General features: G+C 55.8%; 23 protein-coding genes. 4 read left to right on the forward strand and 19 right to left on the reverse strand.

Features of this window, described 5'->3' with window-relative positions; all coding sequences use genetic code 11:
* Nucleotides 1–4 precede the first annotated feature (4 nt).
* Nucleotides 5–1,153 carry a solvent efflux RND transporter periplasmic adaptor subunit SrpA gene (gene srpA / locus JNA92_RS20055; protein ID WP_143514767.1) on the reverse strand — a complete coding sequence of 383 codons (1,149 nt, stop codon included), beginning with the start codon at nucleotides 1,151–1,153 and terminating at the stop codon, nucleotides 5–7.
* 223 nt (nucleotides 1,154–1,376) lie between these two features.
* Between srpA and srpS the strand changes: the two genes are divergently transcribed.
* A complete protein-coding gene (srpS, locus tag JNA92_RS20060) occupies nucleotides 1,377–2,156 on the forward strand; it encodes a solvent efflux transporter transcriptional repressor SrpS (RefSeq protein ID WP_182387382.1) in 780 nt (259 codons plus the stop codon).
* Nucleotides 2,157–2,161: 5 nt separating this feature from the next.
* On the forward strand, nucleotides 2,162–2,803 hold the full coding sequence (gene srpR / locus JNA92_RS20065) for a solvent efflux transporter antirepressor SrpR (RefSeq protein ID WP_182387384.1): 642 nt from the start codon (nucleotides 2,162–2,164) through the stop codon (nucleotides 2,801–2,803).
* 16 nt (nucleotides 2,804–2,819) lie between these two features.
* On the opposite strand, the gene JNA92_RS20070 is transcribed toward srpR, so the two are convergent.
* The 9 genes from JNA92_RS20070 to mhpB all read right to left on the reverse strand — a co-directional run bounded on the left by JNA92_RS20070 (nucleotide 2,820) and on the right by mhpB (nucleotide 14,217).
* Entirely contained in the window at nucleotides 2,820–4,463 is a 1,644-nt protein-coding gene (locus tag JNA92_RS20070) for an acetolactate synthase large subunit (protein WP_084851564.1), read from the reverse strand.
* 195 nt (nucleotides 4,464–4,658) lie between these two features.
* Nucleotides 4,659–6,407, reverse strand: a complete 1,749-nt coding sequence (locus tag JNA92_RS20075) for an FAD-dependent monooxygenase (protein WP_084851562.1) — start codon at nucleotides 6,405–6,407, stop codon at nucleotides 4,659–4,661.
* 411 nt (nucleotides 6,408–6,818) lie between these two features.
* The gene (locus tag JNA92_RS20080) at nucleotides 6,819–8,087 is read right to left on the reverse strand and encodes an OprD family porin (RefSeq protein WP_182387386.1); all 1,269 of its coding nucleotides are present in this window, start codon (nucleotides 8,085–8,087) and stop codon (nucleotides 6,819–6,821) included.
* Between the two features lie 41 nt (nucleotides 8,088–8,128).
* Nucleotides 8,129–9,346, reverse strand: a complete 1,218-nt coding sequence (mhpT, locus tag JNA92_RS20085; RefSeq protein ID WP_084850427.1) for a 3-(3-hydroxy-phenyl)propionate transporter MhpT — start codon at nucleotides 9,344–9,346, stop codon at nucleotides 8,129–8,131.
* Between the two features lie 265 nt (nucleotides 9,347–9,611).
* Nucleotides 9,612–10,622: a 4-hydroxy-2-oxovalerate aldolase gene (gene mhpE / locus JNA92_RS20090; protein WP_156867043.1), complete on the reverse strand. Its 1,011-nt coding sequence runs from the start codon at nucleotides 10,620–10,622 to the stop codon at nucleotides 9,612–9,614.
* Nucleotides 10,623–10,633: 11 nt separating this feature from the next.
* Nucleotides 10,634–11,572, reverse strand: a complete 939-nt coding sequence (locus JNA92_RS20095) for an acetaldehyde dehydrogenase (acetylating) (protein WP_084850426.1) — start codon at nucleotides 11,570–11,572, stop codon at nucleotides 10,634–10,636.
* A 13-nt stretch (nucleotides 11,573–11,585) separates the two neighbouring features.
* Nucleotides 11,586–12,380: a 2-keto-4-pentenoate hydratase gene (gene mhpD / locus JNA92_RS20100; protein WP_019437720.1), complete on the reverse strand. Its 795-nt coding sequence runs from the start codon at nucleotides 12,378–12,380 to the stop codon at nucleotides 11,586–11,588.
* An 11-nt stretch (nucleotides 12,381–12,391) separates the two neighbouring features.
* Nucleotides 12,392–13,249, reverse strand: a complete 858-nt coding sequence (locus tag JNA92_RS20105; RefSeq protein WP_172402805.1) for an alpha/beta fold hydrolase — start codon at nucleotides 13,247–13,249, stop codon at nucleotides 12,392–12,394.
* A gap of 23 nt (nucleotides 13,250–13,272) precedes the next feature.
* Complete coding sequence (mhpB, locus tag JNA92_RS20110) at nucleotides 13,273–14,217, reverse strand: 3-carboxyethylcatechol 2,3-dioxygenase (protein ID WP_084850429.1); 945 nt, start codon at nucleotides 14,215–14,217, stop codon at nucleotides 13,273–13,275.
* Nucleotides 14,218–14,544: 327 nt separating this feature from the next.
* Between mhpB and JNA92_RS20115 the strand changes: the two genes are divergently transcribed.
* Nucleotides 14,545–15,210, forward strand: coding sequence for a GntR family transcriptional regulator (locus tag JNA92_RS20115; protein ID WP_139657522.1), 666 nt, complete (start codon nucleotides 14,545–14,547; stop codon nucleotides 15,208–15,210).
* On the opposite strand, the gene JNA92_RS20120 is transcribed toward JNA92_RS20115, so the two are convergent.
* The 6 genes from JNA92_RS20120 to JNA92_RS20145 all read right to left on the reverse strand — a co-directional run bounded on the left by JNA92_RS20120 (nucleotide 15,205) and on the right by JNA92_RS20145 (nucleotide 20,945).
* Nucleotides 15,205–16,122: a SphA family protein gene (locus tag JNA92_RS20120; protein WP_225521985.1), complete on the reverse strand. Its 918-nt coding sequence runs from the start codon at nucleotides 16,120–16,122 to the stop codon at nucleotides 15,205–15,207. The genes JNA92_RS20115 and JNA92_RS20120 overlap by 6 nt on opposite strands.
* A 21-nt stretch (nucleotides 16,123–16,143) precedes the next feature.
* On the reverse strand, nucleotides 16,144–16,683 hold the full coding sequence (locus tag JNA92_RS20125; RefSeq protein WP_182387388.1) for a cupin domain-containing protein: 540 nt from the start codon (nucleotides 16,681–16,683) through the stop codon (nucleotides 16,144–16,146).
* A gap of 45 nt (nucleotides 16,684–16,728) precedes the next feature.
* On the reverse strand, nucleotides 16,729–17,844 hold the full coding sequence (locus JNA92_RS20130; RefSeq protein WP_023383528.1) for an alcohol dehydrogenase catalytic domain-containing protein: 1,116 nt from the start codon (nucleotides 17,842–17,844) through the stop codon (nucleotides 16,729–16,731).
* A gap of 377 nt (nucleotides 17,845–18,221) precedes the next feature.
* Complete coding sequence (locus JNA92_RS20135) at nucleotides 18,222–19,511, reverse strand: ISL3-like element ISPpu12 family transposase (RefSeq protein WP_004574636.1); 1,290 nt, start codon at nucleotides 19,509–19,511, stop codon at nucleotides 18,222–18,224.
* A gap of 21 nt (nucleotides 19,512–19,532) precedes the next feature.
* Entirely contained in the window at nucleotides 19,533–20,045 is a 513-nt protein-coding gene (gene lspA, locus JNA92_RS20140) for a signal peptidase II (RefSeq protein WP_003821921.1), read from the reverse strand.
* A gap of 3 nt (nucleotides 20,046–20,048) precedes the next feature.
* Nucleotides 20,049–20,945, reverse strand: a complete 897-nt coding sequence (locus JNA92_RS20145) for a cation transporter (RefSeq protein WP_004364974.1) — start codon at nucleotides 20,943–20,945, stop codon at nucleotides 20,049–20,051.
* A gap of 95 nt (nucleotides 20,946–21,040) precedes the next feature.
* Here JNA92_RS20145 and cadR point away from each other — a divergent pair, with 95 nt between their 5' ends.
* Entirely contained in the window at nucleotides 21,041–21,448 is a 408-nt protein-coding gene (cadR, locus tag JNA92_RS20150) for a Cd(II)/Pb(II)-responsive transcriptional regulator (protein ID WP_010794431.1), read from the forward strand.
* Nucleotides 21,449–21,922: 474 nt separating this feature from the next.
* On the opposite strand, the gene JNA92_RS20155 is transcribed toward cadR, so the two are convergent.
* The 3 genes from JNA92_RS20155 to JNA92_RS20165 all read right to left on the reverse strand — a co-directional run bounded on the left by JNA92_RS20155 (nucleotide 21,923) and on the right by JNA92_RS20165 (nucleotide 26,535).
* On the reverse strand, nucleotides 21,923–23,083 hold the full coding sequence (locus JNA92_RS20155) for a S8 family peptidase (RefSeq protein ID WP_182387390.1): 1,161 nt from the start codon (nucleotides 23,081–23,083) through the stop codon (nucleotides 21,923–21,925).
* 72 nt (nucleotides 23,084–23,155) lie between these two features.
* Nucleotides 23,156–25,366, reverse strand: a complete 2,211-nt coding sequence (locus JNA92_RS20160) for a S8 family peptidase (RefSeq protein ID WP_084850422.1) — start codon at nucleotides 25,364–25,366, stop codon at nucleotides 23,156–23,158.
* Entirely contained in the window at nucleotides 25,363–26,535 is a 1,173-nt protein-coding gene (locus JNA92_RS20165) for an AAA family ATPase (RefSeq protein WP_182387392.1), read from the reverse strand. The genes JNA92_RS20160 and JNA92_RS20165 overlap by 4 nt, the downstream gene beginning before the upstream one ends.
* Between the last annotated feature and the right edge of the window lie 396 nt (nucleotides 26,536–26,931).

Consider the following 26,931-nt stretch of genomic DNA (forward strand, 5'->3'; position numbering starts at 1 on the left):
CCCCTCAGTTAGCCGAGGCTTCTGTGATAGCGGCGAAGCCGTCTACCAAATTCACATTCTTGGCCTCAACCGCGTTGACAGCGATGCCGCTGCGAACACGTTGAACACCTTCGGTAATGATTCGCTCTCCCTCGGTCACGCCGTTGCTGATCAACCAAGCATTGCCCACGGTTCGGAGGGTCTGAATCTCACGGGACTCGACGGTGTTGTCAGCCTTCACGACCCAGACGCTTGGCACACCTCTCGTGTCGCGGCTGATGGCTTGTTGCGGCACCAAGATTGCGGCGTTTTGCACGCCCTCTTTCAGCAGAGCATGCACAAACATGCCTGGTAGCAGCTTGCGATTAGGATTGGGAAATTCGGCGCGAAGGGTCACAGAACCTGTTGTGGGATCAACGCTCACCTCGGAAAACTTCAGAGTTCCTGGCAGTGGATAAGCACTTCCGTCATCCAGCGTCAGGCTGACTTCAGCCTGGTTCTCGCCTGTCTTTTGAAGGCGGCCTGACTCCAGCGCCTTTTGCAGACCAAGAAGCTTAGTGATTGGCTGAGTGACGTCGACATAAATGGGGTCCAGCTGCGTGACGGTGGCGAGCGACTGAGCTTGGCCATTGGTAACGAGCGCCCCCTCGGTGACCGTCGAGCGACCAATGCGCCCGGAGATTGGGGAAAGCACCCGTGTGTATTGAACGTCGATGCGAGCCACCTGGTAATCGGCTTCTGCTTGTTTCCATGCGGCAAGCGCATCGTCGTACTGCTGCTTGCTGACTGCCTTGGTCTTCAACAGCGTTTCATAGCGACGAGCCAGGTTTTGTGCGCTAGTTCGATTCGCTTCTGCACGACGCAACTGCGCTTCGTACGTCCGTGGGTCAATCTGATAAAGCTGCTGACCCAGCTTGACTTCAGCGCCTTCAACAAACGACCGCTTCTGAAGAATCCCCGAAACCTGTGGGCGGACTTCCGCTACACGGAATGCCGAAGTCCGGCCAGGCAAGTCAGTTGTCAGGGTCAGAGCTTGTGCACGCACGGTGTACACGCCCACGTCCGGTGGTGGAGTTGCAGAGCTCACCTGTTCTTTCTCACCACATCCCGAAATTAGCATCAGCGCAGTTAAGGGGATTACCCGTAATGCACGCGGGGATCGTATCTGTCTCACGGTTTGGCTCCATCTCTCTGCCCGCATGACGGGGGCTATTGCTGAATCGTAATGCGGTAGAGTGTACCATTATGCGATACTTTTGGTGCAAGCAAGCCTGAGCCGCCGTTGGTCGAGGTTTACCGATTGAGGCGTTCGCGATGTGTGGCTGGCTAGCGGAGGCAGAGAGCTCTACAGTGGCGGCCAATGTGATAGGACGCAGCCGTACGCGCAGAGGAAAGATATGAACCAATCAGATGAAAATATTGGCAAGGTCGGGGGCATCCAGGTCATCGCCAGAGCAGCCTCGATCATGCGAGCGCTTGGCAGTCATCCGCACGGCTTGAGCTTGGCGGCCATTGCGCAACTGGTTGGGCTGCCTCGCTCCACCGTTCAGAGAATCATCAACGCTCTGGAAGAAGAGTTCCTAGTCGAGGCTTTAGGGCCTGCCGGAGGTTTTCGACTTGGCCCTGCGCTTGGCCAGCTAATCAATCAGGCGCAAACAGACATTCTTTCGTTGGTGAAACCGTACTTGCGCTCGCTGGCTGAGGAGCTGGACGAGTCGGTCTGTCTGGCTTCTCTGGCCGGAGATAAAATCTACGTGCTTGACCGTATCGTGTCAGAGCGAGAGCTGCGGGTAGTGTTTCCGATTGGTATTAACGTACCCGCCGCAGCGACGGCGGCCGGCAAAGTCCTCTTGGCAGCATTACCTGACGAAACCCTACAAGCCGCGCTTGGCGAGCAGCTGCCAGTATTCACCTCCAACACCCTAGGGCGAAAGGCGCTTGTCAAACAACTGAGCGAAGTGCGGCAGAGTGGCGTTGCTAGCGATCTGGACGAGCACATTGATGGCGTGTGCTCATTCGCAACGCTTTTGGATACCTACCTCGGGTATTACTCCCTCGCGGTCGTAATGCCGAGTTCCAGAGCGAGCAAGCAGTCAGACTTGATCAAAAAAGCTCTGCTGCAGAGCAAGCTGAACATAGAGCGTGCTATCGGCCGCGCGTCGAAGAAAGCTCCCTAGATAAGATGGCCAGAAAGACGGCAGCTGAGGCGAAGGAGACAAGACAGCGCATTATTGATGCGGCGCTTGAGGTGTTTGTTGCCCAGGGTGTTCCCGACGCGACCCTAGATCAGATAGCTCGGAAGGCAGGCGTCACGCGTGGTGCTGTCTACTGGCATTTTAACGGGAAGCTGGAAGTGCTCCAGGCGGTGCTGGCATCTCGGCAGCATCCCCTCGAATTGGACTTTACTCCTGACTTAGGTATTGAGCGTTCTTGGGAGGCGGTGGTTGTCGCCATGCTGGACGCCGTGCATAGCCCCCAGTCAAAGCAGTTCTCGGAGATCTTGATTTACCAAGGGCTTGATGAGTCGGGCCTGATCCATAATCGAATGGTGCAAGCGAGCGATCGGTTCCTGCAGTACATTCGCCAAGTTCTTCGGCATGCGGTTACCCAAGGGGAATTGCCCATAAATCTGGATGTTCACACCTCAATCGGCGTCTTCAAAGGACTGATCACCGGACTGCTCTATGAGGGATTACGAAGCAAGGACCAGGAGGCTCAGATAATCAAAGTTGCGCTGGGATCGTTTTTGGCTTTGCTCAGGGAGCCTCCTCGCTTCTTGTTGTGCGAGGAGGCTCAGATTAAGCAAGCCAAACCCTTCGAGTGAGGGGATGACGCGTCGGTTATATAGCCAGCGCTCGTTCCCGAAGCTCGCTGTTGAGGATGCGGTCGTTCTCGCTATAGTCGACAGGGCAGTCAATCACGTGCACGCCAGGGTTGGCGATACAGTGGTCAAGCAGCGGCAACAAGGCGTCAGCGCTTTCTACTCGATAGCCGTGGGCACCGTAGGCTTCGGCGTATTTGACGAAGTCCGGGTTGCCGTAGTCCAGGCCGAAATCGGTGAAGCCCATGTTGGCCTGTTTCCAGCGAATCATGCCGTAGCCATCGTCTCGCAGGATTACCACGGTAATGTGCATGTTCAATCGCACTGCGGTTTCCAATTCTTGGCTGTTCATCATGAAGCCGCCGTCACCACATACCGAGATCACCGGGCGATCCGGGTACACCAGGTGCGAGGCCATGGCCGATGGCAAGCCAGCGCCCATGGTCGCCAGGGCGTTGTCGAGCAGCACGGTGTTCGGCTTGTGTGCCTTGTAGTTGCGGGCGAACCAGATTTTGTAGATGCCGTTATCCAGGGCGACGATGCCTTCGGATGGCAGCACGCGACGGATATCGGCGACCAGACGCTGAGGGTAGACCGGGAAGCGATCGTCGTCGGCACCTTCGGCGATTTGCGCTTCGTTCGCCTCACGGATGGCCATCAGGCGGTTGAAGTCCCAGTGCGCGGTGTCGGTCAGCGCTTCGCTGATCTGCCATACAGAGTTGGCGATGTCACCGATCACCTCCACTTGTGGGAAGTAAACGGCGTCGACTTCTGCGGAACGGAAGCTGATGTGGATGACTTCGGTGCCGCCTCGGACCATGAAGAACGGCGGCTTCTCGATCACGTCGTGGCCGATGTTGATGATCAGGTCGGCCGCTTCGATGGCGCGGTGCACGAAGTCACCGGAGGATAGCGCGGCATTGCCGAGGAAGCGCGGGTGGCGTTCGTCGACCACACCTTTACCCATCTGGGTGGTGATGAACGGGATACCGGTTTTGTCGATCAGTTGCTTGAGGACCTTGGCAGTCATCTTGCGGTTGGCGCCGGCGCCGATCACCAGGATCGGGCTGCGTGCGCTCTGCAGCTTTTCAACGGCGGCTTCAATCGACCTGTGTTCGGCGAGCGGACGGCGGTGCAGGCTGCGTGGAATTGGAAGCGCATCGGTCTGCTCGGCAGCGATATCCTCCGGCAGCTCCAGGTGTACCGCGCCCGGCTTCTCTTCTTCCGCCAGGCGGAACGCTTCGCGCATACGGGCCGGGATGTTGTCGGCCGAGGCGAACTGGTGGGTGTACTTGGTGATGGGGTCCATCATGCCGCACACATCGATGATCTGGAAGCGGCCCTGCTTGGACTTCTTGATCGGCTTCTGGCCGGTGATCATCATCATCGGCATGCCGCCGAGATAGGCATAGGCACTGGCGGTTACCAAGTTGGTCGCGCCAGGGCCCAGGGTCGACAGGCTGACGCCGGTCTTGCCGGTCAGGCGGCCGTAAGTGGCGGCCATGAAGCCCGCGGACTGCTCGTGGCGGGTCAGTACCAGCTTGATCTTCGATTTGCGCAGGGATTCCAGCAGGTCGAGGTTTTCCTCACCAGGGATGCCGAACACATACTCGACACCTTCGTTTTCCAGGCATTGCACAACGACATCAGCGGCCTTAGCCATAGTCACCCTCTTCGCACTCAAGGCAGTTGAGCCCCTAAGTAAGGCGTAGCAGCAGGTTCGCCGCTGTGCCCACGGGCCCTTATAGGTTGGATATTTTTCAAGCGTTCCAGCGCAGTCGGCCGGTTGGCCTCTGCGCGGACGTGAGCAAATAAAAAGAAGGCCCGGCATCTCGGGCCGGGCCTTTTGAGGTAACACTTAACCGAGGACGCTTTTGAGCGCCTGCTGCAACTCTGAAGTAGCTTCATCGGCAGACCAAACAGCATTGCTGTGCCGCCAGGCGATATATCCATCAGGCCGAACCAGAAGGGCACCGGCCTCGTGAATTTCACGAACCGATTGCCAATCGCAGTAAAGGTCCGCAGTACCTTTCGCGCCTGTGACAACTGTGTTCAAGAATGGCAGTTTCAAGCTCTCAGCAGCAGCCACCCAGGCCTGACCGGCAAGGCCAGTGATAAGGGTCATTTTCCCTTTACCTACGACATCGAGCGTCGAAATCCGGTGTCCGTTCTCGTTCACCAGCCAGGCGTGAGGAAGTTTGGCGCCTGCGCGAGTGGTGGCCTGCAGGTACAGTTCTTTGTCCCGAGCCCAGAGCTCAGCACCGTCTCTTGGGTCTGGCTTAACAGCAGAGGATACGTAGCGCTGATTCAGTTCGACACCTTGAGCGTTAAATTCTCGACTCTTGATTTCCAGCGCCTTCTGCAGGTTCATGCGAACTTCTACACCCTCCGGGCTCGGGTCGCGCATGCGATCAAGCAGCTTGGCGATAGTGTCCACGCCATTGCCGAAGTTGAAGCACTCCTTCAGCAGGGCATAGTCCTTGCGGGACTGGTTGGCACGCGCCACGATCTGCTTGCCCACGGGAGCGCGCTCTGCGGTGTAACTTTCCAGCAGATTCGGATCGGCGAATCCTTTGAGGACATAAGCGAGTTTCCAAGCGAGGTTGAAACCGTCCTGCATGCAGGTATTGGAGCCTAGACCGCTGGACGGCGGGTGACGATGAACCGCGTCGCCAGCGCAGAATACGCGGCCACGAGAGTACTCGGTGGCATGTGCCTGGTTTACATACCAGGTCGACATGCGCTCAACCTGGACTTCCAACTTTGGATCGCCGACCAAGAGACGGATTTTCTCCAAAACAGCTTCTGGGGACAGGTCTGGAGCGCCTTTGGCCATGTCGAAGCCCCAGCCTGCAATCCACTGATTCCACGGGCGAATGGCACGCAGCAAGCCCATCCCGATTTCGCCAAAGCCAGCTTCTGGAGTAGCGATCCACTGCAGGATGCTCGGGCGGTGTTCGACGTACTTGCTCAGGTCGGCGTTGAAGATTACGTAGGCGGTTCCGGCCCTGGCCATCTCGCCAACAATCGGCAAATCGATCTCTTTGGCTACTTTTGAGTTAGCTCCATCGGCGCCCACGAGGTACTTCGCTCGGACTTCGTACTCGACACCGGTCAGAACGTCTTTCATGCGAGCAGTTACACCTTCGGCATCTTGCACATGGCTCAGGTACTCGGTGTTGAAGCTCAGTTGAGCACCGCGGATCGCGGCATGCTTCAGAAGGATCGATTCCATCTCAGGTTGGATGAGATCCAGCATGGTGCAGGGACTGCCTTGGACGTAATCGCCCTTGCGTTTGTCGCCAGTACCCCAGGTGCGCATACGTGCGATTTCTTCACCGGCCAGGCTGGTGGTGAAAAGCGTATCGCCCATCTGATCCCAAGGTGTGGCTGCTCTGACAACCTCGTCTTCCAGCCCAAGATCACGCACGACCTCCATGGCGCGCTGGTTCGTGATATGGGCTCGCGGCGAGTTCGCAAGCCAATTGAACATGGTGACCATTTTGACCCGTACACCGTAGGTGGCGAGCGCCAAGGCAGTAGTTGCACCAGCTGGGCCAGTGCCGATCACCAGTACGTCGGTATCGAAGCTAGTGGAGGTAGTCATTTATTATTCTCCAGGCATTACTTGTTGATGCTCTGAACTTGCACGCAAGCCCGGAACATGTCCGACAGGTCCCAAAGCCAGCCAGCACGAAACAGCACCGACCTGGCGTTCGAGACATTAAAAATTTGGGAAACGGCGGGCTCTACTGGGACCCGCAGCTCGGGCGAGCGATGCGAATGAGGGGGAAGAGATTCATGGTACCTCCTGATCTTGTATTTTTTTTCAGGCCATCAGAGTGTCTGGTTCAGCGCTATTAGCTGGCAGGCGAGATCACTCAATTTATACTTGCATGCTAGCATGCAAGAAGAATGGTCGCAATCATCTGGAAACGCCTTTCGTCACGCCAAAAAAAGCCACGAGGTGAGTTCGTGGCTAAGGGTGCAGCGCGTAGGGAGTGGAGCTACGTCGGCTTCACCAAAGGGCAAAGGTGTAATCAATGTTCACACGAAGCTCATTGTCATCCCGGTGCGTTGCTCCAGGGCCGAAATCATTTCGGTACCAAGCGTGTCTGATCCGGAATGCCACGTCCTTGAACGTGCCGCTTTGGATGACATAGGAAAGCTCAACGTCTTTTTCCGACTCTTTGAGCTTGTTGCCGCCGAGGTTCGGAAGGTCAATGTTGTCCCCGCTGACGTAACGCAACATCCCCTTCAGGCCGGGAACACCAAGGCCAACAAAGTCATAGTCGTATTTGACCTGCCAGCTTCTTTCCTTGGGGTTCAGGAACTCCGAGCTCAGTGTGCCTTCCGTGATCACCAGCGGTTCGGTACCAAACAGATAGGGCATCGCTGTATCGCCGGTCAGCTGCATGTAGCCAGCGCCGAGACGATGGACGCCGAGCTGGTAGGTCAACATCAAAGCAGTATTGCGGTTATCAACCTTCCCAGCTTTTGCGGATCCATTGTCTTTGGAATCATAGAAGCGGAAGTCGGAAGTGAGCCGGCCTGGGCCCAACTCACGGTTGTCCACGAAACCCAGGTAGTTTTTGACGTAGATGTCCTCGAGCTCTGCATAGTAATACTTGAGCGTGAGGTTCTTCGACCAGGCGTAATCGCCACCAAGGAAATAAAAGGCATCAGACTCAGCAGCCCCGTTGAAGCGTCCGTTTGGAGCTGAAACTCGCATCTTTTGGTAGTCAGTCGAGTCCCGCAGGTTGATTCGGTCCAGCCAACCCGCGTGCAGAGCAAGATCTGTGATGTCTTGCGAGCGTAGGTAAGTGCCGCGGAAGGTTTGGGGCAGTAGCCGTGTTGGACTTGCGAATGCGATCGGTAAAAACGTGCTTACGGTCCCGTACTGAAGCTCAGTTTTGGAAACCTTGACCTTCGCTGTCAGCCCTAGCTCGGAGTAGTCCTTAGCTGGCTCCCTAGTGGAGGCAGAGAACGGCAATAGGCCGGTGCCGACACGATCTGGTGAGGAGTCAAGGCGCAACCCCATCATGGCTTGGGCATCCAATCCAAAGCCGACAACCCCCTCTGTAAAGCCCGAATTGAAGTTGACGATGAAACCCTGGGCCCACTCTCGCGCTGCAGCTTGCGGTGTCTGGTTGATGTAGTTGCGATCGAAGTAGTAGTTGCGCAGTGTTACCTTGGCTTTCGAATCTTCCACGAAGCCGGCCGCCTGTAGGGAAGCTGCTTGTGCAGCCAGCAGCCCTGCGAATGCAATTTTTTTTGATTTGCTCATGTCGTGTCTTCTTTCTTGTTTTTGTGATGACGCAATCCCGGTCAAACCACCGAGGCGCTGAGCTCAGGGCGTTTTTTCAGCGATGAGAGATAAAGCAGCGAGATAGCCGCCAGAACGATGCCCGGTGCCGAGGCCAACATCACACCGCTCGCACCGGCCCCAAGGACCATCATTTTTCCTACGACGAGTGGACCGGTCATGGCACCGATACGGCCGACTGCGAGTGCTGCACCGGTCCCGGTAGCCCGCCCATTAGCGGGATAGAACTGCGGAGCGAGGGCGTAAAGGACGCACTGGCCACCCGTTGTGAAAATGCCTGCCAAGAATCCTGCACCGATCATGGTAGGGAGTGAGGCCGCCACTGTAAGGCAGGCCAAAGAAATCAGGATGCCCCCATATACCAGCGCCGACATCGCCCAGATAGGCAGGCGATCCATCGCAACGCCGAGCATCAACGTGCCCATGGCCGCGCCAAGCTGCATGGCCAATACGACGACGCTTGCCTCGCTCGGCTTGAAGCCCTGTCCAATCAGAATGCTAGGAAGCCAGTTGATCAGGATGTAGGTGACCATCAGCGTGAAGAAGAAACTGACCCACAAGAGCAGGGTTTTCTTCAGCGCACCGCTCTCTACCAAAATGGCTTTGGTGGAGGGAACTTCGATAGTGGAGGTAGCTGAAATTGTTTGCTTGTATACGTCAGGCAGAAAAAGAAGCAGCAGGGGGACAATGACCAGGGGAACAATGCCGCCGACATAGAAGACGAGCTTCCAGCCAGCCCCGAAATTCAGTAGACCAATGGCGGCTGCCAACGCGGCTCCCAGCGGTACACCGCAATACATCAAGCTGACTGCTGTGCCTCGCATGCGCTCACCAGCAGCTTCAGAGGCGAGTGCAATGAGGTTAGGCAACGACGCACCCAGGCCCACGCCTGTCAGGAACCGAGCGAATAGCAACGCGCCGAAACTCCAGGCTACTGTGGTGACGAGAGAGAAGATGCCGAACAGTGCAACAGAGGCGATGAGCACTTTTTTTCGGCCATAACGATCAGCCAGGCGTCCGCCAACGAAGGCTCCTGGAAGCATACCCAGGACGCCAACACTGAAAACCCAGCCCATTTCCAGCTTATCCAAGCTGTACTCGGCAGACATGCCGTGCGCCGCAATCCCAGGGGCTTGGAGATCCAGGCCTTCCATCAATGCAACGAGGAAGCAAAGCGCGATGGTGATGAATAGTTTGGTCTTATCGGTTTTGTCAGTCATAGCGACCCCCTCCGAAGCCCTTCAAAAGGTCTTCAGAAAACACGTGATTTTGGTTTTAGTACCGCCAGTGATGTGGAGTTACGTCAGCTCAGTAATCACTCAAGAAAAGTGAATAGGTGGGCTGATCACTTCGTGTTCGGAGGTGCTGCGATTCGGAAGTATGCGAGGCATTCATGTTGGTGATCTCTCTTATTGTTGTGTCATAGACCCCCTCCCTTGCGGGAGGGGATTGCTGCAGACAGCTTGCGTGGAGCTGTCTGCGAACTCAGCGCTTCAGCAAATCGAGTGCGACGTCGACGATCATGTCTTCCTGGCCACCGACCATACGGCGTTTGCCCAGCTCGACCAGAATGTCTACTGCCTTGATGCCGTAGCGAGCAGCTGCAACTTCTGCATGGCGAAGGAAGCTCGAATAAACGCCGGCGTAGCCGAGAGCGAGAGTCTCGCGGTCAACACGTACAGGACGATCTTGGAGTGGGCGAACCAAATCATCTGCTGCGTCCATGAGAGCGTACAGATCAGTGCCGTGGTTCCAGCCCAGCTTGTCTGCGGCTGCAATGAAGACTTCCAAGGGAGCATTGCCAGCACCGGCGCCCATGCCCGACAGGCTCGCGTCGATGCGGTCACAGCCTTCCTCGACGGCGACGATCGAGTTGGCAACGCCGAGGCTCAGGTTATGGTGCGCGTGAATACCGGTATGAGTGGCCGGATCGAGGACTGCCTTCACTGCGCGGAAGCGGGCACGAATGTCATCCATATTCATCGCGCCGCCGGAGTCGACGACGTAAATGCAGGTGGCACCGTAGCTTTCCATCAGTTTTGCCTGCTTCGCGAGACCTTCGGGGGTCTGCATGTGGCTCATCATCAGGAAGCCAACCGTGTCCATGCCGAGCTCACGGGCGTATTCGATGTGCTGCTTGGAGACGTCTGCCTCGGTGCAATGGGTGGCGACACGAACAACGCGAGCGCCTGCGGTATAGGCTGCTTTGAGGTCGTGCAGAGTACCGATGCCTGGGAGCAGCAACGTTGCAATCTTGGCGTGCTTCACTGCGTCGGCGGCAGCTTCGATCCACTCGATATCGGTGTGCGCGCCAAAGCCGTAGTTGAAGCTGGAGCCTTGAAGGCCGTCACCATGCGCGACCTCGATCGAGTCGACCTTGGCGGCATCCAGTGCACGAGCGATGGCCTGGACCTGATCCAGTGAGTACTGGTGACGAATGGCGTGCATACCATCACGCAGGGTCACGTCCGAGATGTAGAGCTTCTTACCGTTCATATCTGCGCTCCTCAGGCCTGGCTCATCGACTGTGCCATGCGCTCGGCGGTAGCCAGCGCGGCAGAAGTCATGATGTCGAGATTGCCTGCGTACGCTGGCAAGTAATGGGCAGCACCTTCGACCTCAAGGAAAACTGAGGTCTTCAGGCCACTGAATTTGCCTTGGCCAGGAATGTTCAGTGGGGCAGACTCAGGGATGACTTCAAACTGCACTTTCTGCTTGAGGCGGTAGCCAGGGACATACGCATGCACTGCGGCGACCATTTCTTCAATGGAGGCCTCAACCTGAGCCTGGTCCGCAGCTTCAGACAATACGTAGACGGTGTCGCGCATCATCAGAGGAGGCTCAGCCGGGTTCATGATGATGATGGCTTTACCTTTGGCTGCTCCGCCGATCACCTCGATGGCTTTCGATGTGGTTTCGGTGAACTCGTCGATGTTGGCTCGGGTGCCTGGGCCTGCCGATTTGGAGGCAATCGATGCGACAATCTCTGCGTAATGTACTTTGGCTACACGCGATACCGCAGCGACCATTGGAATAGTTGCCTGCCCGCCGCACGTAACCATGTTCAGGTTCTGCGCGTTGACGTGCTCTTCGAGGTTAACCACAGGCACGCAATAAGGGCCGATAGCTGCCGGAGTAAGGTCAATTACTCGGATGCCCGGCTTGCACTCACGCAGCATGGCGTCGTTTTTGACATGAGCACCGGCACTGGTTGCATCGAAGACGAAATCGATTTCAGCAAATTCTGGCATTTTGACCAGGCCCGCGACACCTTCGTGGGTAGTAGCGACGCCCATTCGACCTGCGCGGGCAAGGCCGTCAGAAGCAGGGTCGATACCAACCATCACAGCCATTTCCAGGTGCTTTGAATTGCGCAGGATCTTGATCATCAAGTCGGTGCCGATGTTTCCGGAGCCGACGATGGCGACTTTGCGTTTTGTTGTCATTTCTAGATCTCCATCACTCGACACTGAACGACACGCCGACGCGGCCAAGGCCTTCAATTTCGGCTTCAAAATGATCACCTGGACTTACGCCAACCATTGGCCCCAGGGCGCCAGTGAGGATGATGTCGCCTGCTCTGAGAGGCTCACCAAACTCAGCCATTGTGCGGGCGAGCCAAACGGCCGCATTCAGCGGGTTGCCCAGGCACTCAGCACCACTTCCGGAACTCACGACCTCACCATTTTTGGAGAGGCGCATCGTTGCACCGCGAAGGTCCAGGCCATCAATGCGCTGCGCAGGGCCACCGAGTACAAAGCACCCGCTTGATGCGTTGTCAGCTACGGTGTCGGCGAACTTGATGTTCCAGCCTTCGATGCGACTGCCGACAATTTCGAGCGCCGGGAGAACCCAGCCAGTTGCGGCGATGACGTCTGCAAAGGTTGTAGAAGCGCTAGGCAGGTCGCGCTCCAGAACCAGTGCAATTTCCGCCTCGATCTTGGGCTGAAGAACACGCTCGAACGGAACCACTTCGTTGTCGCCGTACGCCATGTCGGCAAACAGGCAACCGAAGTCAGGTTGGTCTACGCCCAGCTGCGCTTGGACCTTAGGGTTGGTCAAGCCGATTTTGCGGCCCACCAGGCGTTGCCCATTGGCGATGGCGTAGGCTTGGTTCAGGCGTTGAATCGCATAGGCACTTTCCACATTCGTGGCGCCGATGACGTCACGCAGTGGTCCAACAGGCTCGCCCTTTCCTTCAGCTCTGCGCAGATCAGCCGCCAAGCGCTCAAGGGTCTCTTGTGTGATGTTCATGCTGACCTCGATCAGTGGGTGAGGAAGTCGAGAACCATGCGGTTGAACTTGTCCGCGTGTTCCCATTGGGCCCAGTGGCCGCATTTGTTGAAGACATGCAGTTGAGAATTGGGAATGCCAGCAACCAGCCGCAGGCCGGTATCCATAGGGACGAAGCGGTCGTTGCGACCCCAAACTACGAGGGTTTCGGCCTGAATCTCACCGAGACGATGACCGAAGTCGGGGAATTGCTTGAGGTTCGCAGCGAGGCTTGCGGTGAAGTTTTCGAGATGATCTTTACGAGCCAGCATGTTGTCGAGGCGTGCTTGGAACAGCTCCTCCGTGAGATCGCTGGTGTCGTAGACGAAGATGTTCATCATCTTCTTGAGGTTCTCGATCGTTGGTTCGCGGTACAGTCCGTTCAGCAGCTTGATACCTTCAGTTGGCATCGACACGAATGGGCTGACCCCACCGGTGCCACCGCCCATAAGCACGAGCTTGCCTACGCGCTCAGGCCAGGTCAGCGTGAACGCCACGGCAGTGTGGCCACCCATGGAGTTGCCGAGCAGGTGTACTTTGTCCAGATCCAGCTTATCGACCAACCCTTTCAGAACGCGGGCATTAAGATCGGAGCGAGAGCCGGTGCTTACGATCGAATCACTTTTGCTCCAGCCAGGGCAGTCCATGAGAATGACCCGGAAACCGGCTTCTACCAGGGGCTCGATGTTGCGATTGAAATTGGCCCAGCCGCTAGCACCAGGGCCGGAACCATGCAGCATGACAACCGTTTCTTTGCCTTCACCGCAGTCGTTGTAATGAATATTCAGATCCAGCTCGCCGTCTTGGATGCGAACGAATTTGCTGGTGCCTTTTTCAGTAATTGCAGTCACGATTGATTCTCCGTGAAGGTGTGTTAGCGCTGAGAGTGCGCACTGATAGAGCCGAAGCCTGCGATCCACTCCGGGATCTCTCGGTAATAACGATCTGTCGCGGTATATGCGCCGTGAGCAGCGAGTGCTGAGAACGCAGCGACCCAGGCCTTGACCTCATGCGTGGATTTACCGGCCAATTCGGAAAGATGTGCATTGGGGAGTTGATCGAGGTCGCTAAACAGATCCTGCTCAACAACGTCGAGGAAGTACTGATCCCACTCAGGGTTCAGCGGATGCAGGGTGGTCTGGTCTTCGACAAACCGCTCAGCTGCAATGACCACTCGTTGAGTGCGAGCTGTACGTTCGTCTTCTGGCAGATTGCGGCCACTTCCCATGAGCCGATCAGCCATCCGGGCATCGACTTTGGCTAACTCTGGAACTGGCGGTTGGTGTGAAAGGCCTCCCGACCCAAGGAACAGCACCCGCTTGTTCAGAGTGCGGGTGAATCGACCGACCGCATCACCCATCAATCTGACTCGTTCGAAGGTAGGCAGGGGCGGGGCCACGCAGTTCACGAAGATCGGCAAGACCGGATACTTGTCCAAGCCACCCAGGAGGAATTCGAGCGGTTGAGCGAAGCCGTGGTCGACCTGCATGCGATATGAAACAGGCATGTCGATGCCATTGCTCAGCAAAGATTCAGCGCAGGCTTCAGCGATGGATTTGGGCACAGAGAGGGTGCCGGCGAGCGAGCCAAAATCGCCGATGGCTTCAGCAGCCATGCCCAAGCAGAACGGGGGCATGACATCGTAGAAGAAGCCGTTGTAATGGTCGGGAGCGAAAAGCACCACGAGCTCAGGGTCGAAAGCGGCAATGCGTGCACGGGCAGCGCGGACCACCTCATCCACTTCATCGAGCACGTTCTTGGGCGGATCGAAATGCCCAATGAGGGGCGTGTGTGATAGGCAATGCAGGTAAGCGTTCATCGATACGAAACCTTCACGTCGTGCCCCAGTGCAGGCCGCCTCGCACTGGGACGGCATGAGCGTCTCCTCAACTCCCAAAAGGGGCAGAGGGGGAACGCCATGCAGGTAGATTTGTTTTTGTCTGCCTAATCATCATGCACGCTAGAATGCTAGCATGCAAGCTTGACGATGCCCGCTCATCGTCGGGTGGATCCTCCCCGTGGCAATGGGTCGCGACGTATGACGAAGCGATGGGTGCAAAAATCTGGTTTACTATCCGAAATGCTAGTATGCAAGCCAGTTAGCGAAATGTTGAACCGTGCACTCAGTCCTAGGAAAACCATACCGATGCAAGTGGCAAACAAGAAGACCGCTATCTATCAGCACATTTTGGAACGCCTACTGAGTCGTAGATATGCGTTCGGTGAAAAAATCCTGGTCAAGGAAATTGGCGAAGAAACTGGAGTCAGTCGTCAGCCGATCATGACCGCGCTGAACAGCCTTCAGGAGAGGGGCTTTGTTGTGATCACAGCCCAGGTTGGATGTGAGGTTGTGCACCCTACACGTTTGGAAGTTGATGACTTCTATCAGATGTTTGCGAACAACGAAGCGCTAATCGCAGGGCTTGCTGCTGAACGTGGGTCCCCTGATGATGTGCTGCGTATGTCTGAGATTAACGACAAAATTAGAAGCATCAACCCAGCGCACAGCGATGCCGCCGACAGCTATCGAACATTGAACGTCGAATTCCATCGCCTGCTGCACGCAATGGCAAAATCGCCAATACTCTCGGCGCGCCAAGTGGCAAATTTTGAGCTGTCCGACTTTTTCATCGTTCAGACCTGTGGCTTCCAAGTGCATTTGGATGCTGCTACTGATGAGCACGATGAGATTCTTGCAGCGCTGAAGACCAGAAACAAAATGGCCGCAGCCAATGCGGCTGCGAGCCATATTCACAGTGTGGCGAAGGATGTCGTATCTAAAATGCCTGAGGATGCGAAGCTAGCCTCATAGAGGGAAGGCGAACTCAAGCCATACCGAGTCGCCTTTAGGGCCGTTTTTGACCGCGGTCTCACGCATCCATTTGAGGACGACTCCGGACTTCTGATCGAACGCATAGAAGATCTGGGGGCCAACGGCAAATTTACTCAGCCGATTTCCATCATCGAGGTCACCATGGTCGTAGCGATCGTCGGTGACCTGTTTGGTGTAATAACCCACTAAGCCCAACTGGACCTTGGGATTCGACTGCAGCCTGTAGCCGAGCAGGTAGTCAACGTTGAATACGTTGCCCGAGCGATAGTCGGTGTCGTCGTTCTTCGCATTGATGGTGAAGGTGGGAGCAATCGAGACCTCCCAGTTAGGGTGGGGGAACCAGGTTAAGTCGAATTCCTGGGTATAGCTCGCATTGCCTGTCGGACTATTCGCTAGCTTATTGCCGTCATAGTTACCCAATGGGACGAAGGCGCTAAATCCCGTTAGCAAATGCAAATTTTCCGAAGGCGAGTAGCCGACATACAGAGGGGTCAGGTACAGTTGCCTGAATCCGGAGTCTGTATCGCTATTTCCGAACGCCTCAACCTTGATCTTGTTTGCTGATCCGATGATACCGCTGCTGAGTGTAACGCCGCTATCAAATTTCACATCCCATGTGTGCACCACCCGAATAGCCTGTACAAAGTTCTCCAAGCTAAATCCGGGTACGGAAGATTTTCCGCTGTTGTCTTTAAAGCTATCCGCTTTGTAGTAGGCGGTGTAACTGTACAAAGAGGTTTCACCTGGGGGAGGCAATATTGCTGGAAGAACAGTTTGTACGCCTAGCGGCCAAACGGTATCCCCATTTTCAGTACCGTAACATAGCGAAGAAACGAGCAAAGAGCAGCCGAGCGCGCTGGAAACGCCAGCGCGAGTTACATAATTTTTCATTGTTCTTATCCTATGTAATTTTTACCGCTGAGAGTGGGCACCAATCAGAACGAATGTAACCAGTGCAGGTTCGGTCCCTGGATTTCGCCAAGCATGAATGTTGCCCTGCTGCACTACGATGTCTCCGCTCGCGAGCTCCCTGATCTGGCCGTCGTCCAGTTCGAGGACGAGAGGACCTTTGACGACAATGCCGTAGTCGACTGTCGGAGAAGCGTGCATACCTGGTTGCTCAGGGTCGAAGCATTCATAAAGCCCGAGCAGGTGACGTTGCTGCTCTGAATGAGCTTCATCGGGATTGAAATCCGAGGACTGGAAGATTGTGTCAGGCGGGAAGCTCACCGCCAGGCATTTAGTTTCTCCGGGCTGAGGCAGCAGTGAAGAGGTGGGTTGAACTGGGTCGTCATATGCTTCAGGAAGGGTGGGAGGCGCCTCCGTTTGCCAGATTAAAGAGGTAGCGAATCCTGGAATCGCTTTGTATTCATAGGTCTGAGGCGCCAAATCGTCGGAAAGGAACACAGCTTTACCATTCTGCGTACCCGCAACCACTCGTCTCACTTTCATGTTTGGTCTCCGATTGAGCGCCGCTCGATCGAGCGGCGCTACTGTTCAGGCCAGGCTGGGATTGATTACAACGTTGGTGAAACCGCCTTTGCGGTCTGCTATTGCATCCATTGCCTCGTTGACCTGTTCGATGGCGAAGACCTCTTGGTCGAATACCGAAAGATCCAAGGTGCCGGCAGCAGCCATTTCGGCCATGTCCTGACCTTCTGCCACAGTGAACCAGAGAGAGCCGATCACGCTGATCTGGAAGCACATGAGTTTGAACATCGGTACCGGCAGATCCTCAGACATACCGCCGATATCCACCATGCGGCCGCCGCGGCGAAGCGCACCAATCGCCTCGACGGTAAGTTCATGAGGAGCGCCCGGGCCAACCGCATCAATGAAGACGTCAGCACCGAGCTCATCGGTGTGCTTCCGAACCCAATCACCCAGTGGCTCATCGCCGACGGAAATCGTGAAAATGCGATCTGGGGCGAGTGCGCGTACGCGCTCCAGCAATTGGCGGTTTCGGGCCATCGCGAAGATTTTTGTAGCACCCATGGCTAGGGCAAGCAGGACGGCCCCAAGGCCTAGCGTTCCGGTGGCGCCACTGATCAGCACAGACTGACCAGAACACACGCCTGCTTTTCGAAGGGCCGAATAGGCGGTGCCGAGATAGCCAAACCGACATCCTTGCTCGAAGGATATCGCTTCAGGGAGCTTGACCAAGCCCGACGCTGGCGCGGTCATGTATTGGCACAATCCGCCGTAGGGGTAGTCTTCGAAGATTTCTTGAGAGCCTGGGCCAAACCCGAAGTAGCCCTGGAAGGTGAATGCGGTGCAGTTGATGTGTTGACCGCGCAGACAGGCATGACAGGAGCCGCAGCTACGGCCGGGGTTCACGTACACGCGGTCTCCGACTTTGATGCCGTGCACGCCTTCTCCCACTTCTTTGACGATGCCGGCAGCATCCAAACCGTAAACCGCCGGCAGCTTCGGAAGCGGGAGGTAGGGGAACCAGGTGGAGTAGCTCTCGATGACATTGCGAAGGTTAGGTACCAGGTTGCAAGCCTTCACCTCTACCACCACGTCATGTGCACGGGGTCTAGGGACCTCGATCGAGTCGAGTTGGAAGGTCGGACCAACCTTATGAAGGCGGGCAGCTTTCATCATGCTCATTTCTATTTTCCTTATTTTCATTGGGCCAGAGGCCGTGGGCACTGAACAGAAGGGAACCCCTCTAGCTCGCGGGAGCGAAAGGATTTATCTGCTTGGGAAAAGGGGTAGAGAGGCTGGCCTCGATGGCAGCCATCGGAGGATCTCGTCACGTGCCAGCGTGACGAAACGGGCGATGAGTCTTTGCACGCAATGCTGACCATGATGTGCACCGCTTGTTTGTAGTTATGAGTCCATCATGCACCACTGAAATGCTAGCATGCAAGATGTCTTTCGATAGACGGAGGTAGTCTTGGCTGCAGCAGGTCGGCGCGGATATTCTGGGTATACGGATTTAATGGTTGATGGGGCACCTTCACCCCATCAATCTGATACCACCCTCAGATGGTTGATAGATCGACTCCGTAGTTGAGTTCCTCTGCGAAGTCCGGCAGTCCGTAACCGATGGTTTTCTTGTAGAAAGGAGAGACCTTCGCAGTCGGTGCCTTCTTCTTGTGCTTCGTGGTGTAGAGCATTCGTGCCCGCATCACCTCGAAGGAGTAACCGCGCCCTTCACGGTTCTTGTCCTTGGCCAGTCGGTTGATGGACTCCGTGTAAGCGTTGGTGACGGGCATGTCCGTCTCGAAGTAGGTCATGGTCTCTTCGCGCCAGTTTCCCACTGCCCTGACCAGATCGCTCCAGACTTCCTTTTGGCCCTTCGGGATGGTGGCTATCCACTCGTCCAGGGCGGCTTCTGCCTGGAGCCGTGTGGTGGCGTCCCAGATGCCGTAGAAGCGCTCCTTGTGCTCGTAGGCGGCCAGCAGTTGCGGGAACGCGCCTGTCCAGGTCTCCATGATGAGGCGCTCCCGGTCTGAGACTTCGTGAGCGCGTTTCAGCAGGATTTTCCGGTCTCCCTTGAGAGTCCGGCTCTGGGACGGTTTCAGCTCCTTTCTGAGGCCCTTGCGCACTCTCTCTAGGGCATCGTTGGCCATGCGCACCACATGGAACTTATCGACCACGATACGGGCCTGGGGCAGCACAGCCTTGACCGCTGCCCGGTAGGGGTTCCACATGTCCATGCTGACGATCTCGACCTTCTGCCGGTCTTTCAGCTTCATCAGGTAGTTGGTCACCACGTCCTGGCGGCGGGTGGCCAGCAGGTCGAGCAGGGTTCGCTCCTCAATGTTGGTCAGAATGCAGCGGTAGCGCTTGTTCAGGTATAGCTCGTCAATGCCCAGGATGCGGGGCGTCTCGAAGCGGTGCCAGCGCCCCAGGAACTCGGCGCGGGCGTTGAAGATGTCGCGCACCGTCTTCTCGTCCAGGCCGGTCTGTGCCGCCACAAAGGTGTAGGGGTGGTTGAAGGATTCCTTCTCCACGTACTCATGCAGCCGCAGTGTCATACGGAATCCGTCCACCATCTCCGGTAGCTGGGGCCTGAATGTTGTCTTGCAGGCCCGGCAGGTGTATCGGCGGCGGACCACCCAGAGAGTGACCCGCTTGCCGTGGATGGGCAGATCACGATAGGGAACGTCACGCTTGCCGAACCGTACGAACTCACCCTGCACGCCGCATTCCTCGCAGGCGATGGGATCGGGCACGTCCACCTGGAAGTGCATTTCGTCGTCGGTTGATTTGCAGCCCAGTACTTGGTATTGCGGCAGGTGAAGGATGTTGTCGGGAAGTTCGGTCATGGTGTTGTATAGGCGTAGGTGTCAGTCAGATCCATCCGACTCGGCATTGGTGTTTGCTTTTTTACCCAACAAGCTGCTGGAAACGAAAAGTAAGGCACCGAGGACAATTGCAATATCAGCCAGGTTGAAGGCCGGCCAATGCCAGTCTCGCCAATAGAAATCAAAGGAATCCACAACATAGCCGCGAAAGACCCGGTCAATCAGGTTGCCCATGGCGCCACCGAGGATAAGACTGTAAGCGATGGCTTCTCCTTTATGACGATTTTCAAGGATCAGCTTGATCAGAAAAATCGAGACCACTACCGCGATTCCGATAAAAAAGTAGCGCTGCCAGCCTCCACCATTCGCAAAAAGACTGAATGCGGCACCGGTGTTCCATAGGTGCACCCAGTTAAAGAACGGGGTCACCGAAACATACTCGCCATAGGCCATTGATTGCTGCACCAGCCACTTTACAGCCTGATCAGACGCTGCCAGCAGGCCCGATATGGACAATAGGGCATACGGCGAGAGCTTTTTGCCAATAATGAGCATTATTTAACCCTTCAACGCCAAAATGCGTCTGGCACCGTTAAGTACAATGCCCCCCGCGATGGTGCCGATAATCAGATCCGGATAATTGGAACCGGTCCACGCGACCAGGGCGCCGGCGGTGATGACCCCCAGGTTGATCACCACGTCGTTGGCCGAGAATATCCAGCTTGCCTTCATGTGCGCCCCGCCTTCCCGATGTTTGGATATGAGCAGCAGACAACTGGTATTGGCAATCAATGCGACGAATGCGATAGCCATCATCACCAGCGATTCAGGCTCACTACCGAATACAAAGCGTCTCACCACCTCTACGAGCACGCCCACAGCCAAGATCAGTTGCAGTACACCAGCAAGATGCGCGGCACGTACCTGCATTTTCACGCTATGTCCAACCGCATAAAGGGCAAGCCCGTACACCGCCGCATCGGCAAAATTGTCCAGGGATTCTCCAATCAGGCCGGTGGACCGGGCGATCAGACCGGCAGTCATTTCCACCACGAACAGAAGTGCATTGATGCCGAGCAACCAGCGCAGGGTCCCGGATTCTTGCTTAGCAGAAGCTGCCGAAAACTCGGCGGCCTTGATGGTCTCCGGATTTGCAGCGACGGTTTCCTGAAGCGAGGCGCCTAGCCCCAAGGTCTTCAGTTTCGAGGTGACGGGCTCGACCTCGCCGTCATGCACGACCTTCAGCCGGCGGTTCGACAAGTCGAAGGACAGCGCCCGAATCTCCTCAAAGCCGTTCAGGGCTAGGCGAATCATTCGTTCTTCTGATGGACAGTCCATCTTCGGCACGGCATAAACACTGACCCATCTCCCTGGCGCCTCGGAGGAGGCCTGTATATCGGTATCCGCTGCGGACGTTGCATCACCGCCACAGGCGCCACCACAGGATTTGCTCATGATACGACTCCACTTGAACAATGTTGTGGTACCATTTAAAACTATAAAGCTACTATAAGGTCAATAGAGTAAAGAATCCGTTGGGGAGGAGGCTGATGCGCATTGGTCAGTTGGCGCAGTTGGTAGGGGTCGAAACACAGACGATCCGCTTCTATGAACAGCAGGGCTTGTTGCCGCCGCCTGATCGGCAGGACAACGGTTACCGTGTCTATACCGAGAAACACGTTGAGCGGCTGGCCTTTATTCGTCGCTGCCGCATCCTGGATCTGTCACTGGCAGAAATTCACGAACTAAAGCGCTATCAGGACGACCCTCATCAGCCTTGTACTGCCGTCAACGCCTTGCTCGATGATCACATCTCTCATGTGCGGTCGCAGATAACCGCTCTGCAAGCGCTTGAGAAACAACTCGTTTCACTGAGAGCGAGTTGCAACGATGACCGGGAAGTTGAGGCGTGTGGGGTTCTTGCTGGAATTAGCGAAGGAAACATGCACCAGCAGTAGGTGAAGCATCAACCAGATAATCCGATGAGATGCCGGTCTGTCTCACTCTCATGCAAAGGTAAGATCAACCATTTAATCCGCTTACCCGATATTCTTAGCGTGAGGGAGAGTGAGCTGCCTCGATGCATTTTACTGAGGCGGATCGGGACAATATCGAGTGCCGCCCTTTCGATCGAGGGTCGGCTAATTCCAAAGCAGGGCTTGCTTGCCTAATGGGGCCCGACGGGGGTGGTGCCGACACTGAGCGCTCGGCTGAGTGCCTCTGAGGCAAAAATTATGGTAATGCTTTCTCTCGTTGTGCTCGATAAAGCGGCTTCCAAAACTGAACCTCTACTGATCAGGTCCAGGACGTTGGAGCGCTCAAGAACAAGCAGAGGTACAAAACGTTCTGTCTATTGAAAGTAGCGAAGGCACGAAGGAAAGTTTCCAACCTCAGGACTTCTAAAGAAAGGCGCAGTAATGTGCGCCTTTCTGTCATGCGGTCAGGGGCGCGGTTACCAAGCCGTGACCAAAGTCGCTCGAGTCGAAACCTAAGGTGAAGCAATCTCGACGCGCTTGTGCCGTAAGATGAGCAGAGACAGCTTGAGCGAGCTGGGGGGCTCGAGCTTCGCGAAGCCGTTCCCACCATAGAGCAGCAACTCCGGCTACGTGAGGGCAAGCCATGCTCGTACCACCAATTGAATGAAGCGTTCCCCCAGGCCAGGCAGAAAGCACATCGACGCCTGGAGCGATGACATGAGGAAAGCTGTTTGAGAAATCTGCGACATCATACAAAGGACCAGAAACTCCAGCCGCTCCTACGGAAATCACTCCGTCAGCCGCAGCTGGCAGCGACGCTGCAATTTTGTAATCACGATTTACAGAGCGGCGACTTTCGTTGCCCGCTGCTGCGATGACCAAGGGAGCAGTATTGAAGGCTGCCTGAGCCTTGAACATGGCCATGAGTGAGTCGAGAAGGCGGAGGTTTCCGCGGTAGATTTCCAGAGCTTGTGAGGTCGCCAGGTCTACGGGCCAACCGGCTTGAACCTTCCGTTCAACCTCGCCAGGAAAGTCGAAACCGAGTGACATGGAAATGATGTTCGCGCGCTCTTGGGCGGCCCACTGCAGGCCGCGGAACAGGATGTCGGAGTTCGCATTGCGCTGGCCTATCACCTTACCGATCAAGGCTTGGCTAACGCCTCTAGCTACGCCGATTCTTCGACCATTTACGTCTTGGCCAAAAATGGTTCCAGCGCAATGAGTGCCATGACCGTCCAAGTCACCGTTACCTTCTCCGGTAAAATCACTTTCTATGACATTCATCCCTGCGAACGCCGGATGCGAACGATCAATACCTGTATCCAGCACCGCCACTGTGACGCCCGCACCTGTGTAAGGTGATTGATCAGCCTGGACCGATTCAATCCCCCAAGCGTCACCACTTGACGGAGTCGGTGCTGAGCTTGGAACTGGACGGACTAAGGCGGTAGCCATCGGTTGGGTCACAGCTAAAACTTCGGGATCCCGCCCCAGGTCCGCCACTGCGTGGACAGGCAGGCGCTCCACGGTAAGCATGCTGCCGCTTAAGGGAGTTGCTGCCCGCTTTAGGGAGTTTGTCGAGCTTTGGGGACGTCTCAAGACAATGTAGTTTTCCATTCGCATATCCTTAAGCAAAAATCGAAAGCTGATAGCCTTCGCCCGGGTCTTTTGGCCCGGGCGAGACAGCTGTCAGAGACGTACAGGCAGGGTAACTTGCGGTTGGATCTCTACAAGAGCTGAGTACGCCTCAAGAATGTCAGTGAACAGATCTGGGTGCTTCGGTGCGTGAACAGTCACAATCAGTGCGTACCGAATCTTCTCAGCTTTGTCGGCTGTACCGCCCTTGGCCCTGGCGTTGTAATGGATGTCGAAAGCCGCATCCTTCAAGCTAGACCCGTACATATTTTTTGAGTCATGGAGGACGGTTTCCCACTTCCCGGCGTCGGAACGAAGCTCATCTTCAGTGGCGAATTTCTTCTTCTCGAAAAATGACTTCGTCTTGGCGTTCGCTTTACCTTCTTTTACCTTGTCTTTGTTCGGTCTGAAGGTAACCTCGAGCCCCGCACGGGTGTAGGATGCAGAGTCCTGAGGGTCCGTAGTTGAAGCGAAAGAAAACGTAGCCGTCACCTTCACCTTTCCTGTCAATTGTGAGTCAGGTAGTGGGATGGGGGCACGGATGTACTTGCCGGGCTTGAGCTCACCTTGGTAAACGATGCGGGCTACACCAGATGGGCACGTGATTACCTCAATGAGATCTTCTGGGATCTTTCCCCAACCCACATCTACCGATTCATGGCCGTTCTGATCTGCTGAGTGAATAAGCAAAGCTTTGATAGCTAGTGGAGATAGCTCCTGACCTAGAACGGCGCGTATACCCACTGCAGAGCGCAGCATGTTTGGAGCTGCGAAGCTGGTCCCCAGTAGCGGAGCTAGCGTCGGCTTTTTGCCAGGAGTCAATGCATGGAAGTACTGCTTGCCACCTCCAAATGCCATTAGGTCAGGTTTGATCACGCCAGGACTTCGGCCAGGTCCGCGAGCACTATAGGAGGCACGCGCCCAGGCCTCACTTGTGCAGTTAGCTGCGCCAACGGTCACAGCGTTGACACAGTCCGATGGAACCTGCACGCGATCCAATTGAACGATCGAATCCCTTGCGCCGTTGTTGCCGGCGGCGATCGTCATGAAGGTGTTTCCATCACTGAGCAGATTGTCGATCACTGACGTCCATGCATGTACGTCATCATCCTCTATGGCCACGTCCGGACCTACGCTGAGGTTGATGAATTCATACTGGCGGGACAGCAGGACCTCTTCAATATGACCGAGCGTTCGGTAGAGCTCTAGAGGGTTTTCCAAGCTTGCGCCTTCATCTAGAACCCGAAGGTGATCGACAAACGAGTAAGGGCGAGCCGCTTGCCCCTCTGGCTCAATCGGGCCGAACAGAAAAGCCGAAGTAGCGGCCAAGCCGTGCTCTGGGCCTTCAGGGTCATCGCTAGCGTTCTCATCTAGCACCCGGTAACTACGCAGCCATTTTCCTATTGTGTGCTCTGCTGGGAGGCCGGCGTCGAGAATTGCTACTCGCGGATCTGATGAGAGCGGTGGTTGCGTTGGCAAGGTACATCCAACGGACGGCCCGCTCCGCTTGGTAGTCGGTAAGAGACCACGCATTTTGGGTACGGGCCGGATGACGCGAACAAAAACAAACTCCGAAAGCGCTAGCGCGGCTTGCTGCTCCCCTTCTACGGGTACGAACCAAAGGTTACCGACCTCAAAGCCTAGCTCGGTATGGACGGTAAGCTCTCGTGCTTTCGCAAAATCTACGAAAGCATTCTGGATGAAGCTGCTGTCTTGATCGGGGAGCATGTGGATGCCGCACTCGAAGTACCTATCATGCTCTGTGCCAGGGTTGACCACTCGCTCGCTTGGCTCGAATGCAGAGATATTTTCGATGCGCGTCAGTTCAGTTGCTTCCTCCGAGTCAACTTCAACGCTATTCATCCAATCGCTGAATGCCCTAAACGCTTTTCGCTTGCCTGCGACGAAGATTTCTGTAGTCGGAGTTTCTCTAGGAGCTACCTTGCGGGTCCAGCTCTCCGGAGTAACGCGTACCTTACGGCTCCCAATCGACTCTAGCCCAACTGAACGCAGCATGTTGGCAGGGAAGAAAGACTTCGCGATGTAGCTGGGATTCAAAACGAGACGAGCCACCCCGAAATCCTGAGGACACGCGGAGGAAGAGAGGCTATCCAGCGAAAGAGATGCGCTGTCTGCCTGCTCGGTTAGGCGCTCGCGCGCTTGCTCGAAGGTGTAGGCATCGGCCTTCTCTATCTTCCTACCAACACCTTTGATGCTCTGTGTTAAAAGCTCGCCCCGACCGATCAGAAAATTCGTTTGGCTCATGCAGTAGTACTCGTCCGTGTTGATCGCTTAACAGCGTTTGGTGCTGCATTTCTGTGCTTGCGAATCGTGTCCCGGCTCACACCGGTAATATCGTGAATAGCTCGCTGAGACAGCGAGGTATCGCTATCCAGCATTACCGCGAACTCGATCTGTTCAGCCCGCTCCAGGTGAGGGGTCCTTTGACGTATGAGGTCCTCGATCAACTTCTCAGAACCGGCGGTGCCCAGTGCGAGCGCTCGACGGAAGCGCTGCATCTCTCTCTCAATATCGCTGAAAGACTGATTCTGTAGTGCATACGAAAGGATTCCGGTCCACTTCTCGAACGTAGGGAAATCTGAGCCGAGGAAGCGCTTGATAGCGATGCCTACTGCTTCTGCGTCAGGTGCTTTGAACTCAACCATGAGGTCAAAGCGTCTCCAAAGCGCAGGGTCGATGAGCTCTGGATGGTTGGTCGCAGCCAACAGCAGTCCAGTTGCAGGCCAATCATCTACCTCTTGGAGAATGACGGTGACCAAGCGCTTCAGTTCGCCTACGTCACTGTCGTCACTACGGCGTTTAGCTATTGCATCGATCTCATCGAGGAACAGCACCGACGGTACGCGCTTGGCATAGTCGAGTGCAGCCCTCAGGTTGGCGCCACTCTTACCTAGCAGGCTACTCATCACAGCCGTCAGATCTAGCACGAAGAGAGGTACTCCCAACTGCGCAGCGATCCACCGAGCTGTGATTGTTTTTCCTACACCAGGAGCGCCCACGAACACTGAGGATTTGGTTGGCTGTAACCCAAGCGCCGTCAGCTTCTTGGTCTGTTTTCGTTCTTTGATCAGTTGAGCGAGAGAGTGCTTGACCAAGTCATCCAGCAACGGAGCGGGATAGTCTGGTCCGTCATCGAAAACCTTTAGAAGAGACAGCCGAGACTCTTTGTCGATCGGGAGGGTGGCCTCTTCAATTTTGGTTGGAGCCTCTCTGCGCATATAGGGAGCAGCTCCGCCAGGAGCGATGGTCCTCAGGTACTTGTCGAGCTGCTCCGCCAGCTCGGGTTGCGCGCCTCGATATTGCCTAACGAGGCGCGCAACAAAGAGCCGGACGTCCTCTGTTTTCTCACTGAGGGCCAATCTGGCGACCTGGACTAAATCTGATTTTACTTTGCTGAATTCGTCCATTGTCATGTAAACGCTATGATTCTAAAGGGCTATAGCACATTGTGCTGTGGACTAGATCATAGCATGATGTTTTCAATTCGTCCGCTCTGAGGTGGGCAGGGTCCGAGCCTAGGCGACCTAGCCGACCGGCGGCGTCAGAGGGGCGTTGGGGTGGCCAAACGCAACGCAGGATCAGGTACAAGCCACCTTTGGTGGCCTGCATCAACGACAGAAGCATCCGCGACGGACGGCTCTCTACCCATAGAGGTCAATGAATGTTTGACGGCCGCTATCAAAGCGCTAACCGATGCCAGCTCAACGGTCGTATTTAGACCTACGGTGCCCATTCGCACGCATAGATCGGATCAGGCTCACAATTCTCGTAACCCGACCACTGCTGTGATCCGCGACGCTATCCACGTT

This window comes from Pseudomonas putida (genome assembly GCF_022627325.1).
In the GTDB taxonomy this organism is placed as follows: Bacteria; Pseudomonadota; Gammaproteobacteria; order Pseudomonadales; family Pseudomonadaceae; genus Aquipseudomonas; species Aquipseudomonas putida_X.